This is a genomic window from Candidatus Nanopelagicales bacterium (assembly GCA_028687755.1).
Lineage (GTDB): Bacteria > Actinomycetota > Actinomycetes > S36-B12 > S36-B12 > UBA11398.
Genome location: JAQTZL010000001.1, coordinates 558,611 through 572,196, shown reverse-complemented (window position 1 = coordinate 572,196; position 13,586 = coordinate 558,611). Strand labels below are relative to the sequence as shown.

General features: G+C 54.6%; 11 protein-coding genes. 4 read left to right on the top strand and 7 right to left on the bottom strand.

The window, feature by feature from the left end; all coding sequences use genetic code 11:
* The first annotated feature begins 35 nt into the window (after positions 1-35).
* Genes PHN51_02960 through meaB form a run of 3 tightly spaced genes read left to right on the top strand, consistent with a single transcriptional unit; the run spans position 36 to position 5,127 of the window.
* Complete coding sequence (locus PHN51_02960; protein ID MDD2817740.1) at positions 36-1,961, top strand: methylmalonyl-CoA mutase family protein; 1,926 nt, start codon at positions 36-38, stop codon at positions 1,959-1,961.
* Positions 1,958-4,138: a methylmalonyl-CoA mutase gene (gene scpA, locus PHN51_02955; GenBank protein MDD2817739.1), complete on the top strand. Its 2,181-nt coding sequence runs from the start codon at positions 1,958-1,960 to the stop codon at positions 4,136-4,138. The genes PHN51_02960 and scpA overlap by 4 nt, the downstream gene beginning before the upstream one ends.
* Positions 4,135-5,127, top strand: a complete 993-nt coding sequence (gene meaB, locus PHN51_02950; GenBank protein MDD2817738.1) for a methylmalonyl Co-A mutase-associated GTPase MeaB — start codon at positions 4,135-4,137, stop codon at positions 5,125-5,127. Before scpA ends, meaB begins: the two co-directional genes overlap by 4 nt.
* Positions 5,128-5,184: 57 nt before the next feature.
* On the opposite strand, the gene PHN51_02945 is transcribed toward meaB, so the two are convergent.
* The 7 genes from PHN51_02945 to PHN51_02915 form a co-directional block, all read right to left on the bottom strand.
* Positions 5,185-5,952, bottom strand: coding sequence for a LuxR C-terminal-related transcriptional regulator (locus tag PHN51_02945; protein MDD2817737.1), 768 nt, complete (start codon positions 5,950-5,952; stop codon positions 5,185-5,187).
* A 150-nt stretch (positions 5,953-6,102) separates the two neighbouring features.
* Entirely contained in the window at positions 6,103-6,888 is a 786-nt protein-coding gene (locus PHN51_02940) for a LuxR C-terminal-related transcriptional regulator (GenBank protein ID MDD2817736.1), read from the bottom strand.
* Positions 6,889-6,996: 108 nt separating this feature from the next.
* Positions 6,997-8,391, bottom strand: a complete 1,395-nt coding sequence (locus tag PHN51_02935) for an NAD(P)H-quinone dehydrogenase (protein MDD2817735.1) — start codon at positions 8,389-8,391, stop codon at positions 6,997-6,999.
* 33 nt (positions 8,392-8,424) lie between these two features.
* Positions 8,425-10,185: a biotin carboxylase N-terminal domain-containing protein gene (locus PHN51_02930; GenBank protein ID MDD2817734.1), complete on the bottom strand. Its 1,761-nt coding sequence runs from the start codon at positions 10,183-10,185 to the stop codon at positions 8,425-8,427.
* Positions 10,186-10,290: 105 nt separating this feature from the next.
* A complete protein-coding gene (locus tag PHN51_02925; GenBank protein MDD2817733.1) occupies positions 10,291-10,950 on the bottom strand; it encodes a Maf family protein in 660 nt (219 codons plus the stop codon).
* Positions 10,931-11,146, bottom strand: coding sequence for an acyl-CoA carboxylase subunit epsilon (locus PHN51_02920; protein MDD2817732.1), 216 nt, complete (start codon positions 11,144-11,146; stop codon positions 10,931-10,933). Before PHN51_02920 ends, PHN51_02925 begins: the two co-directional genes overlap by 20 nt.
* Entirely contained in the window at positions 11,146-12,738 is a 1,593-nt protein-coding gene (locus PHN51_02915) for an acyl-CoA carboxylase subunit beta (protein MDD2817731.1), read from the bottom strand. The genes PHN51_02920 and PHN51_02915 overlap by 1 nt, the downstream gene beginning before the upstream one ends.
* Positions 12,739-12,767: 29 nt before the next feature.
* Here PHN51_02915 and PHN51_02910 point away from each other — a divergent pair, with 29 nt between their 5' ends.
* Positions 12,768-13,586 (top strand): biotin--[acetyl-CoA-carboxylase] ligase, encoded by an 819-nt coding sequence (locus PHN51_02910; protein MDD2817730.1) that lies wholly within the window; start codon positions 12,768-12,770, stop codon positions 13,584-13,586.

The following is a 13,586-nucleotide window of genomic DNA, read 5'->3' as shown; positions in this document are numbered from 1 at the left end:
AAATGCATCAATGGACCCAAGTAACCTTCGATGCCGTGACTGCTTCCTCTGAAGGCCTAGTGCTGGCCGGCGAATTCGAAGAACCCACCCGAGAGGCCTGGCGTGTTGAGGTCGACAAGGCAATTAAGGGGGGTGACTTTGACAAGATTTTGGTCTCCACGACCCTTGATGGCATTCGCATCGAGCCGCTCTATACGGCTGATGACATTGCTGTGGAAGGTGATGAGTCAGGGTTCCCTGGCTTTGCCCCACTTACCCGAGGTGGCCAAATCGTGCCTCGCGTCGATGGTGCTTGGGATATCCGTGCTTGTGTCACGCATCCAGATGCGGCAGTTGCCAACGCTCATGCGCTGACTGAACTTCGCAATGGCGCGACCAGTTTGGAACTCATTCTTGACCTTGATGGCGAGGGAGCTGGCATCAGCGTTCGCTCTAAGGCTGACCTAGACCGAGTGCTGAGCGAAGTACTCCTTGATATTGCGCCAATCTCGATTCGCGCTGGTGCCTACTCAATCGTTGCCGCTGAATGGCTGAACCTGATCCTCGTCGATCGCGGGATTCAGGGTGTTCAGGCCGCTGGTTGCCTAGGCATTGATCCGATTGCCGCTTTGGCAACACAAGGAGAGGTTCCTCAAGGACTCAATGAGGCCATCGTTGAGGGTGTTTCACTTGTGCAGACCTCGACGACTCCACGTCTTCGAGTCTTCCGTGCCTCATCAGTTGCAGCCGCCGAAGCGGGAGCTAGTGAAGGCCAAGAACTCGCCTTTGCGTTGGCAAGTGCCACCACCTACCTGCGGGCAATGACCAACGCTGGGGTAGATGTCGCCACCGCGGCCAGCCATATCGTGTTGGAAGTTGCTGCAGATGTTGACGTCTTCGCAACGATCGCCAAGGTTCGTGCCCTTCGCCACTGCTGGTCGACCGTGCTGCAAGCAAGCGGACTCACCGTTGATGCGCAGTACCCTGGGCTAGTTCAGGTTGCAGCGCATGCAGGTGGCCGCTGGCTCACCGTGGTTGACCCTTGGGTGAACCTGCTTCGCGGAACTGCGGCAACCCTTGGTGCAGTTGTCGGTGGAGCTGACACGCTCACCGTCGCTGCATTTGATAGCGGAACCGGATTGCCAAGTGATCTTGGTCGCCGTCTTGCGCGTAACACGCAGTTGCTGTTGCAAGACGAATCAGGCATTGGCCGCGTGATGGATCCAGCAGGCGGGAGTTACTACGTCGAAACATTGACGGATGCCTTTGCTGCGGTGGGTTGGAAGGGTTTCCAGACCATCGATGCTGACGGTGGCTTAGTTTCAGTGCTTTCAAAAGGCACCTTCCAGTTGCAGGTTGCTGAAGTTGCTGCAAAGCGCGACAAGCTGATTGCAACGCGCAAGCAACCCATCACTGGTGTGAGTGAGTTTCCGTTGATTGGCGAGCGTCGCCCTGATGTAGCTGCAGCACCTGCAGCAGATACTCGCGAAGGTATTCGTTTGCCAGGAACTGCAACCACGGCAGATCCGTTGAAGGCTCGTCGTCTTGCTGAGCCATATGAAGCACTGCGCACTGCGGCAGAAGCTGCCAAAGTTACGCCAACAATCTTCTTGGCAAATATTGGCACTGGTCCTTCCTATGTTGCTCGCGCGACCTTCTCTAGCAACTTGTTTGGCTCGGGCGGTGTTGATTCAGTTGGTGATGGTGGTTATGCCAATGCCGATGACGCAGCAGCAGCCTTTAAGGCTTCCGGTGCTCAAGCTGCAGTGATTTGCGGAACTGATGCTGCATACGGCGAACAAGCAATTGCTTATGCAACTGCGCTGAAGTCTGCAGGTGCCAAGTTCGTGTACCTCGCTGGTCGCCCAGGAGATGCCAAAGCTGATTACGAAGCAGCTGGCATTGATGACTTCGCATATATGGGAGTCGATGTTCTTTCCACCCTGCAACGCCTACACACCACGTTGGGAGTCTCTCAATGACGACCGTTCCTGATTTCACTGGCATTGAGCTTGGCCCGCGGGTTGCTCACAACGATCGCGCAGCTTGGGTTGATGCGGTTACCAAACTGACAGGCTCAGAGCCTGACAAGTTGGTGTGGGAAACACCTGAAGGTATTGATGTGAAGCCGTTGTATTCAGTTGCAGACCTTGAAGGCCTTGATCATCTGCGTACGTTGCCAGGACTTGCTCCGTTCTTGCGTGGCCCGTACCCAACGATGTATGTCAATCAGCCATGGACCTTGCGTCAGTACGCGGGCTTCTCAACGGCGACCGAATCAAATGCGTTTTACCGTCGCAACCTTTCCCAGGGTCAAAAGGGTTTGTCTGTTGCGTTCGACTTAGCTACGCACCGTGGTTACGACTCTGATCACCCACGTGTTGCTGGCGACGTTGGCATGGCCGGAGTAGCGATCGATTCAATTCTCGATATGCGTCAATTATTTGACGGAATTCCATTGGGTGAGATGAGTGTGTCAATGACGATGAACGGTGCAGTGTTGCCGATCCTCGCGTTGTACATCGTTGCTGCAGAAGAACAGGGCGTGACTCCTGATCAACTTCAGGGAACCATTCAGAACGACATTCTGAAAGAGTTCATGGTTCGTAACACCTATATCTATCCACCCACACCTTCAATGCGCATCATTTCTGACATCTTCGCGTACACCTCAGAAAAGATGCCGAAGTTCAACTCGATCTCAATTTCGGGTTACCATATGCAAGAAGCAGGTGCTACTGCTGATCTTGAATTGGCATACACACTTGCAGACGGTGTTGAATACATTCGCGCTGGTATTGCTGCTGGTTTGCCAGTAGACAAGTTCGCATCACGCCTTTCCTTCTTTTGGGCAATTGGCATGAACTTCTACATGGAAATTGCAAAGATGCGTGCGGCTCGTTTGATTTGGGCAAAGCTCGTCAAGCAATTCGATGCACAGAATCCGAAGGCACTTGCGTTGCGTACGCACTCGCAGACTTCTGGTTGGTCGTTGACTGCACAAGATGTGTACAACAACGTCATGCGTACTTGTGTTGAAGCAATGGCATCTACCCAAGGTCATACTCAGTCACTTCACACCAACGCACTCGACGAAGCCTTGGCGTTGCCAACTGACTTCTCGGCTCGCATCGCTCGTAACACGCAATTGTTCTTGCAGCAGGAGTCAGGCACCACTCGTGTGGTTGATCCATGGGGCGGTAGCTACTACGTAGAAAAGCTCACTCGTGAACTTGCTGAAAAGGCATGGGAGCACATTCAAGAAATTGAAGAGCTTGGTGGCATGACCAAGGCAATTGAAGCTGGTATTCCAAAGCTTCGTATTGAAGAAGCCGCAGCTCGTACCCAGGCACGCATCGACACTGGCCGTCAGGCAGTGATCGGCGTGAACCTGTTCCAGCCAGAACATGTTGAAGACATTGATGTCCTCAAGATCGACAACAAGGCAGTGCGTGAAGATCAGCTCGCAAAGCTAGCCAAGCTGCGTGCTGAGCGCACCCAAGCAGATGTTGATGCTGCGCTGGCCGCAATTGAAGATGCAGCCCGCAATGGCACCGGCAACCTGCTGGAACTTGCCGTGAACGCTGCTCGTGCTCGCGCAACTGTGGGAGAAATCAGCCTCGCCATGGAGAACGCTTGGGGTCGTCACAAGGCTGAGATCCGTACGATCTCAGGTGTGTACCGTCAAGAAATGGGTGAAAACGACGAGACCGTGAAGCGCGTGCGCTCACAGGTGGAGAAGTTCGAAGAGGCTGAAGGCCGTCGTCCACGTTTACTCGTGGCCAAGATGGGTCAAGATGGTCACGATCGTGGACAGAAGGTCATCGCCTCGAGCTTTGCTGACTTGGGCTTTGTTGTTGACATCGGCCCGATGTTCCAGACTCCAGAAGAAGTGGCTCGTCAGGCAGTTGAGGCAGACGTCGACATTGTTGGGGCATCCTCATTGGCAGCCGGTCACCTCACTTTGGTGCCGCAACTTAAGGCTGCACTTGCTGATCTTGGACGCCCAGACATCATGGTGGTTGTCGGTGGCGTGATTCCGCCTCAGGATTTCGATGAGCTCTACGCCGGCGGCGCAGCAGCCATCTTCCCTCCGGGCACTGTGGTGTCGGCTGCAGCTGAGAAGTTGTTGCAGACCCTGCTGGATTCGCGTGCATGAAACAACCACTGCCCCCAACTGATGAACTAGCGCAGCTTGTTCGCAGCGGGGATCGGATGTGGTTGGCGCGAGCCATCACGCTGATTGAAAGTCGTAAACCAGAACACCGCAAGCTTGCTGCGGAGTTACTGACTGCATTAATGCCTTACACCGGTAATGCTGATCGAATTGGTTTAACTGGTGTACCGGGTGTTGGTAAATCAACATTCATTGATCAGTTCGGTGCGAACCTGACAGCTGATGGTCACAAGGTTGCCGTGCTCGCAATTGATCCAAGTTCCTCGCGCACAGGTGGCGCAATTCTCGGCGATAAAACACGCATGCAGCGCCTAGCTGTTGACGAGAATGCTTTCATTCGGCCTTCCCCTGCAGGCGCATCCCTTGGTGGCGTCACACGCAGCACTCGCGAAACGATGCTGCTATGTGAAGCAGCGGGTTATGACGTCATCATTGTTGAAACCGTTGGTGTTGGTCAGAGTGAAACCACAGTGCATGACATGGTCGACATCTTTGTGGTGTTGATGCTTGCTGGCGCCGGCGATGAATTGCAGGGCATTAAAAAAGGCGTGCTCGAGCTTGCTGATTTGATTGCCGTAAATAAAGCAGACGGTGACAACGTCAAGAAAGCGAAGTTGGCTGCATCGGATTACCGCCGCGCAATTCGGTTGATGACTCCAGAGTCAAAGAACTGGACGCCACCTGTGCTGACCTGTTCGGCTGCCGAGAACTCTGGGCTTGATGAACTTTGGGCAGACATCCTCAAGCACCGCGAGATCAAGATGATCAGTGGCGAGCGGGAAGAGCGCCGCCATGAGCAGCAGATTCGTTGGATGTGGTCGATGATTTCTGATCGACTCCTGGATCTGTTCAAGGAGTCTCCAGAGGTTCGGGCCAGGCTCGCTGAAACCACCCAAGCAGTCAAGCACGGGGAGTTGCCAGCGGCTGTTGCAGCTGAAAGCCTGTTGGATACCTTCCTCAAGGATTCATAAACCTCAACCGACAGAGTGCGACCACTGTTACCAAGTGGGCACCGGTAACAGTCAGTTCTATTCGGCTGGGTGTAGTCCTAATTCTTGGGCTCGTTTTGCGGCTTCTGTTCGTTCATTTGTGCGCAGAGCCCGCATTGCGCGCTGGAGTTCTTGTTTCACTGTTGACTGGGAGTAACCAAGAATCACTGCAATTGCTGAGTTTGAGCGGCCTTGCTCCACCAACTCCAAGATGTGTAGCTGGCGTTCGTTCAGGTTAAAAGCCACTTCGTCTGAGTTCAACGTGAATTCAGATTCCAGACTGTTGTCGGTAAAGGGGTGTGTTGCCCAGATACCAAGCATGTGACCAAGGGCGCTTAAAAAGGCATAATCCTTGCGACTTATTGCTGTTGCTTCGGAGAACATGTCGAATGCACCAATGGATCTGCCATTGCTGACGATCGGGATTGTGTCGATCTGCAGATTCCCAGACGTTTTTGCCACGTCTTCCCAAATCGCTCTATCGAGAGCCAGACTTGGGTAGTCATCGAGTTGCTTGAGAATTGAAGTTGTAACAATTTCGCCTTCGAGCAGTGCGTCACTGAGTGGTGTATTCAGTGTGCGGGGCATTTCGATATAACGAGGTACGAGTGGAGCCGTGATTCCAGTGGTGCCCACAATCTTGAACGTGTTTTCCTCTGTTGTGAGAAACATATTCACGGACTTTGCATCGAAGTGGGCAAGCGGGCCGCTGATGAGCGATTCACACACCTCTTGTGGATCTGGGTACGTTGAAAGAAAGCGCATAAACGCAGGCGGCGCGATCAGCGATTGATTCGACGTCGTCACCACAGTTCACTTCCCCCAGTCACATTTAATGTGAAGATTCTAACGTCCACCCAAGTCAGTGAACAGACTTGAACTATGGCGGCGCATCGCGGTAATCGATGCCAACATGAAAACGCAAAAGACGTCACCAACTACGTAGACCGCACACCACTAGTTGGGTGGTGTTGCAAAACCTAATTCTTTGGCTCGGGTAGCCGCTTCTTGACGCTCACTTACACGTAAAACTTTCATTGCTTTTTGCAATTCTTGTTTTACTGTGGATTGTGAGTAGCCCAAGCACACAGCGATCGCCGCATTCGATCGGCCTTGCTCAACTAACCCGAGAATCTCAAGTTGACGGTCACTTAATGTCAGCGGAATGTCCAAGTTGTTATCGGCGAGATCGGTGTCGATCCCTTTATTCGTTCGTGGATGTGACAACCACATACCCAAGAGCGCAGATAGCCCCTGCACGAATGAATAATCCGATGAACCCAATGGATGCTCAGGTGGCGAGTAGAAATTAAATGCCCCAATCGCCTGGCCATTGCTCACGATGGGTGCGCACACAATCGACTGGTTTCCGGAACGTTCAATCTGCTCGTGCCAGATCTCAGAATCCATTTGAACAGCGGGGTATTCATCAACCATTTCCGTGATGGAAACGGCGACAATTTCATTATCCGAAAACGCGCGACCCATAGGAGTATCAATATTGAGCGGGAGCTCCTGATAGCGCTGCACGGTCCGTTCGGTGATTCCCGTTGAACCTACAAGGAGGAGTGTGTTGTTCTCACCTTTTTCTTTCATCATCATGTTGCAGGCAACGGCTTCGTAAAATTTTAGGGGGCCGTTTAAGAGGGCCTCGGTGACCGACTGAGGATCTGGGTAGGTCGCCAAGAATGCAATCAAAGGCGGGAATGCTGCTAAGCGATCTTGCTTACGTGCGATGGTCACAGCTGTTCCCCCGGTTGGTATTGATTGCAAACAATGATGGTAGTCCACCAAATATGACGTTGCTTCTCGAGAGTTGTGACAAAAAGGGCAAGGTGAACGTGATGTGGGCTACTCCGAGTGAACGTGCAGGCGCCGCGCAGCTTCAGCGATTGATCCAGAAAGACTTGGGTACACGGTGAAAGCACTGGCTAACTCGTCAACGGTCATGCGTTGCGAAAGGGCAACGGTGAGCACGTGAATCAGTTCGCTGGCATTGACACCGACCACGACTGCACCAGCAATCAGGCGTGAACCACGGCGGCAGAAAATCTTGACGAAGCCATCATGCTGATCTTGCATCTTTGATCTCGCATTTGTAGCGAATGGAAGCATGACCACATCGCCACGGAAGGTTCCTTCGTCGAGATCTTTTTGGGTCATGCCCACAGTTGCGATCTCAGGTGAGGTAAAAATGTTGCTCGACACCAAGTTGAGATCAAGTGGGTGCACCGCATCGCCAAGCGCATGCCACATCGCAATGCGCCCCTGCATTGCTGCAACTGAAGCCAGCATGAACACACCCGTGACGTCACCTGCGGCATAGACACCGCGCACGCTGGTGCGAGAAACGCGATCAACACGGATGAAACCGTTTTTGTCTGTTTCAACACCGACACCTTCAAGTCCAAGATGTTCGGTATTAGGTATTGAGCCAACGGCCATGAGCACATGCGAGCCTTCAATTTCGCGGCCGTCCGCAAGTTTCACTACAACGCCTGTTTCAGTGCGACGAGCCGAAAGAGCGCGAGCCTGTGAGATCACTTCGAGACCGCGTCGGGCATACACCTCTTCGAGCACCGCGGCAGCGTCTGGATCTTCGCCAGGAAGCACACGTTCACGTGAAGAGATCAGCACAACGCGACTACCTAAGCCTTGGTAGGCACTTGCGAATTCAGCGCCGGTAACACCTGAGCCCACAACGATGAGTCGCTCAGGCAGCGTTTCAAGGTCATAGAGCTGTTCCCAGTTCAAAATGCGTTCGCCATCAGGCATGGCATCAGCAAGTTGGCGAGGGCGAGCACCAGTTGCGATGAGCACTGCGTCTGCGCGGTAGGTGACTTCGCCGCCTTCAGGGGTTGCCACGAGCACTAGATTGCCACCATTCAGGCGGCCTTTTCCATGGACAACTCGTACACCCTCGCGAACCAAGCGTGCTTCGATGTCTTCGCTTTGGGCGCTAGCAAGTTCTTTCACACGGGTATTGACCACATGTAAGTCAGCGCTGAGGAGATGAGCTGCAGCGGGTTGGCCGTCGATCATCACGCCCAGGCTGCCTGATTCGGCAGCGAGGTTCATGACGTTTGCGGTTGCAATGAGAGATTTACTTGGCACACAGTCAGTGAGCACGGCAGAGCCACCCACACCATTGCTATCAATGAGAGTGACGTCAGCACCGAGTTGTCGAGCAACCAGAGCGGCCTCGTAGCCGCCAGGGCCTCCACCAATAATTACAACTGCGGTCACGAGTTCATCCTTTCGTACCGCGGGTTGCAAGTGTTACTCGGGCTTGATCTCCAACAACACGGTTCCATTAGGAACAGTTGCGCCAGCTTCAGCGGTGATGTTGCGAATGAAGCCAGCCTTGTGAGCGTTCAATGGCTGTTCCATCTTCATGGCTTCAAGCACCACGAGTAGATCGCCAGCCTTGACCTCTTGGCCTTCAGCGACTTCAACCTTCACGACAGTGCCCTGCATTGGTGCAACAAGTGCATCGCCATCCGCAACTGCTGCAATCTTCTTGCCACCGAGCTTGCGAGGTGCTGCGCCGCCGCTCTTGCTGCCGCCGCCGATGATGCCGTCGCCTGGGAGGGTGACTTCAACGCGCTTGCCGTTGACCTCAACCACCAAGTTCTGGCGAGCATCTGGGTTGGCCATGCCACCACTGACACCTGAGTAGGCAGGAATCTTGTTGTCGAAGTCTTCGTCGATCCAACGAGTGTGCACGGTGAATGCCTTGGTTGGATCTTCAGGAGCAAAGTGGGTGTCGTGCACAACTTCCTTGTGGAAGGTGAGTGCCGTTGCAATGCCTTCGATCTGGAATTCAGCAAGTGCGCGGCGAGCGCGAGCAAGTGCCTGGCTTCGATCCTTGCCAGTGATGATCAACTTGCCGATGAGTGAATCGAAGTTGCCACCAATCACATCGCCAAGCCGAGCGCCAGTGTCCAAGCGAACGCCTGGGCCTGATGGTGGGCGCCACACGATGAGTTCACCGGGGCCAGGCAGGAAGCCGCGGCCTGGATCTTCACCGTTGATGCGGAACTCAATTGAGTGACCGCGAAGTTCTGGGTCTGCGTAATCAATGACGCCACCGTCAGCGATACGGAACTGCTCGAGCACCAGGTCAATGCCAGAAACCTCTTCTGACACTGGGTGTTCTACCTGAAGGCGAGTGTTCACTTCGAGGAAGGAGATGGTTCCGTCTTGACCGATGAGGAACTCACAGGTTCCTGCGTTGACGTAGCCAGCTTCCTTGAGGATCGCCTTGGATGCTTCATACAAACGCGTGTTCTGCTCTTCGGTGAGGAAGGGAGCAGGAGCTTCTTCAACCAACTTCTGGTGACGACGCTGCAGCGAGCAGTCGCGCGTTGAAATCACCACAACGTTGCCATGCTGATCTGCAAGGCACTGGGTTTCCACGTGACGAGGCTTGTCGAGGTAACGCTCAACAAAGCATTCGCCGCGACCAAAGGCAGCGGTTGCTTCGCGCACTGCTGATTCGTACAGCTCAGGAATTTCATTGAGCTTGTATGCAACTTTCAGGCCACGACCGCCGCCACCGAAGGCTGCCTTGATTGCAACAGGAAGGCCATGCTCTTTTGCAAACGCAACAACTTCATTTGCATTCGTGACGGGATCTGCGGTGCCAGGAACCTGAGGTGCGCCAGCCTTTTGTGCAATGTGACGAGCAGAAACCTTGTCGCCAAGTGAGCGAATTGCTGCAGGTGGTGGTCCGATCCAGGTCAAGCCTGCATCAACCACTGCTTGCGCGAAGTCAGCATTCTCGGAAAGGAAGCCATAGCCAGGGTGAATTGCATCAGCACCTGAATCAGCAGCAGCCTTGAGGATCTTGTCGAAGACGAGGTAGGACTCAGCGGCAGTCTCGCCACCAAGGGCGTAGGCCTCATCGGCCATGCGCACGTGCATTGCATTGCGGTCAGGCTCGGCATACACGGCGACCGAGGTCAGACCGGCATCGCGGCATGCGCGAATCACGCGGACGGCAATCTCACCGCGGTTAGCAATCAGGACTTTGCGCACTTTGTATGCCTCTTCCTCGCGCTCGTTTTCAAGGGGAACTCTAGCGATCTTTGGGGGTACCCCGCCCACCGGTTATGGGTGGTGCACCTCACTATTACTGGGGAATTAGCCGTCAACGGGTAATCCGGACCACAGGTCGGTCCAAGTCACCCCGCACTGAATCAGGAGCAGTCTGAGCAAGGGCAGGGATAGACCCACCACGTTGGAGGGATCGCCGATGATTTTCTCGATAAATGGGCCGCCCAGAGAGTCCAAGGTGAACCCGCCGGCGACCTGAAGTGGCTCGCCGGTCGCGATGTAGGCATCGATCTCAATTTCGCTGGGGGAGGCGTGGAAGACCTCGCTACTGGCTACTTCGCCGAGTTCAAGTCCAGTGCTGGGCTGGATGAGCCAATGGCCAGTGCGTAAGAAGCCACTTCGCCCTGACATCTGCTCCCAGCGGGCTTTAGCGGCTGCTGCGTTCCCCGGCTTGCCGTGAGCAACGCCATCAACATCGAGAATTGAATCGCAGCCAACGATCACCACATCGTCAGATGCACTGAAATGTTGGGCAACATCGCGCGCTTTGGCGCGAGCCAGTTCCAAGCACAGATCGATCGGCGCTATGGGTGCAAGCGATGCCGCGAGTGCTTCTTCGTCTACTTTGCTCACCACGATTTGTGGCGTGACTCCGGCATTGGCCAACAACATGCGTCGGGCAGGGGAGGCTGAAGCAAGTACGAGTGAGGTCACGATGCGCGCAGACTTACTGAAGTACAGACGCACGCCAAGCAGTTGCGCTTGGTCGTGGCGTCTTCAATAAATCGCGAGTGTGATCACTCCACGCGTTCAAACCCTTTGGCGCCTGCGGAGCTTCATTCGAGCTCGCCACGATCGCAAGGATCAGGGCAAGCTCTTCATCAGTGGGATTACCAGAGATGACACGAAGGACCGGGCGCTTTGGCTCGTTGCTTTCGCTCATTACAGCGGAATGTTTCCGTGCTTACGAGCAATGCGAGTCACGCGCTTATTGCGCAGGTTGCGCAACGCGCGAATGATCACAACGCGAGTGTCGTGTGGCTGAATCACGCGATCGACGTATCCACGCTCAGCTGCACGATAAGGATTAGCGAGCTGCTCCTTGTATTCGTCAATCAACTCTGCGCGCTTAGCAACGGGATCTGCAGCATCGGCAAGTTCCTTGCGGTACAGGATGTTTGCCGCGCCTTCAGCGCCCATCACTGCGATTTCTGCAGTTGGCCACGCGAGGTTCAAGTCTGAGCCAAGGTGCTTGCTTGACATCACGATGTACGCGCCGCCGTAAGCCTTACGGGTAATGACGTTAATCATTGGCACGGTTGCTTCTGCGTAGGCGTAAATCAACTTTGCGCCACGGCGAATGATGCCTTCCCACTCCTGATCAGTACCCGGCAAGAAACCAGGTGTGTCAGTAAGGCTGATGATTGGAATGTTGAATGCATCGCAAGTACGAATAAAGCGAGCAGCCTTTTCGGACGCTGCGATATCCAACGTGCCAGCAAACTGCATTGGCTGGTTAGCAACGATGCCAACGCTATGACCTTCAACGCGACCAAAACCGACCACGATGTTTGGTGCAAAGAGTGCCTGAATTTCCAGGAACTCACCGTCATCAAGGATGTGCGAAATCACGCGGTGCATGTCGTACGGCTGATTTGGTGAATCAGGAATGAGTGAATCGAGCTCGTAGTCATCTTCGTTGAGTTCAAGATTCACTGCTGTATCGAAGATTGGTGCATCTTCGAGGTTGTTGCTTGGCAAGTAGCTGAGCAATGCGCGCAAGTAGTCGATTGCTTCTTCTTCACTTGGCGCCATGTGGTGCGCAACGCCTGACTTCACGTTGTGGGTCTGTGCGCCACCGAGGGCTTCCATCGCAACGTCTTCGCCGGTCACGGTCTTAATGACGTCTGGGCCGGTAATGAACATGTACGAGGTCTTCTCAACCATGATCGTGAAGTCGGTGATTGCTGGTGAGTACACCGCGCCACCTGCGCTTGGCCCCATGATCATCGAGATCTGTGGGATCACGCCAGAAGCTGCAACGTTGCGCTTGAAGATTTCGCCGTAGAGAGCCAGGGATGCAACGCCTTCTTGAATACGTGCGCCGCCTGAGTCGTTCATGCCGATGACTGGGCAGCCGGTCTTCAGCGCGAGGTCCATGACCTTGACGATCTTTTCGCCAACGAGAGCGCCAAGGGAGCCGCCGAAGGTGGTGAAGTCTTGAGCGAACACACACACCGGGCGACCATCGACGGTGCCGTAGCCCGTGATGACTGCGTCGCCAAGTGGGCGGGACTTCTCTTGACCAAAGTCAGTTGATTGGTGGCGGGTCAGTTGGTCGACCTGCTGGAAGGAGTGCTCGTCGAGCAGCATTTCAATGCGCTGCATTGCCGAGAGCTTGCCGCGCTTGCTTTGCTTGGTGATCGCCTCTTGTTGGCGGCCATCAATTTCAGCCTCGTACTGGGCAAGTACTACACCTCGACCTGCGGTGGTGTTGCGGTCAAGTGCATTTGAATCTTTTGCTGCGGCGCTCATTGGCCCTCCTCGCGCGTTACCTTATCGGCGTGAGCGATATCAATGTGCGGACTGTCCTGAACGTCACAGCCCTTGGGGCTGCATTAGACGCGGCTGACTGGGCTGGCCCCATGCCCACAGTCTTGGACACCACTGAATCCACAAATAACGATGTGGCCCGCCTGGCGGCCGCCGGAGCCCAAGAGGGCTCCTGCATCGTGGCCGAGCATCAGTCCCAGGGTCGTGGACGCCAAGCCCGCGATTGGGTCAGCCCGCCGCACGCTGGGCTGTGGATGTCGGTCTTGGTGCGACCAAAGGGGATGCCGACAGATTCATGGACCTGGCTACCGCTGCTTGCCGGGCTGGCGGCTAGCGACGCCGTGTATTCAGTTGCCAAGGTGTCTACGCAAGTGAAGTGGCCTAATGACCTCGTCGTTATTCCTGATCACGGCAAACACCTAGGCAAGCCCTTCAAACTTGCTGGCATTTTGAGTGAGGCCATTGACGAGAACACCGTGGTGCTCGGCATTGGGATCAACGTTTCCCTCACCAAGGACGAATTGCCAATTCCGACGGGCACGTCAATCACCTTGGAAAAAGGTGTGGTGAATCGTGAGGCTCTGATGGCCCAAGTGCTGGTGAATCTTGCTCATCGGCTTGAGCAGTGGCGAAACAAGGATCACCACTTAGTGAGTGACTATCGCGCTGCCTGCGCAACCATCGGACGCAACATCGAAGCAACGTTGCCCGGTGACAAAGTCATCAAAGGAGTCGCAGTCGAGGTTGATGATGACGGCCATCTAGTAATTCAAGACGGATCCGACACGATGATCATCACTGCTGGCGACGTCATTCATGCGACGATCTAA

What these genes read in the sequence shown, in the direction of transcription:
- scpA (MDD2817739.1), top strand. Translation starts at nt 1,958, where the DNA reads ATGACGACCGTTCCTGATTTCACTGGCATTGAGCTTGGCCCGCGGGTT.
- meaB (MDD2817738.1), top strand. Translation starts at nt 4,135, where the DNA reads ATGAAACAACCACTGCCCCCAACTGATGAACTAGCGCAGCTTGTTCGC.
- PHN51_02920 (MDD2817732.1), bottom strand. Translation starts at nt 11,146, where the DNA reads ATGAGCGAAAGCAACGAGCCAAAGCGCCCGGTCCTTCGTGTCATCTCT.
- PHN51_02915 (MDD2817731.1), bottom strand. Translation starts at nt 12,738, where the DNA reads ATGAGCGCCGCAGCAAAAGATTCAAATGCACTTGACCGCAACACCACC.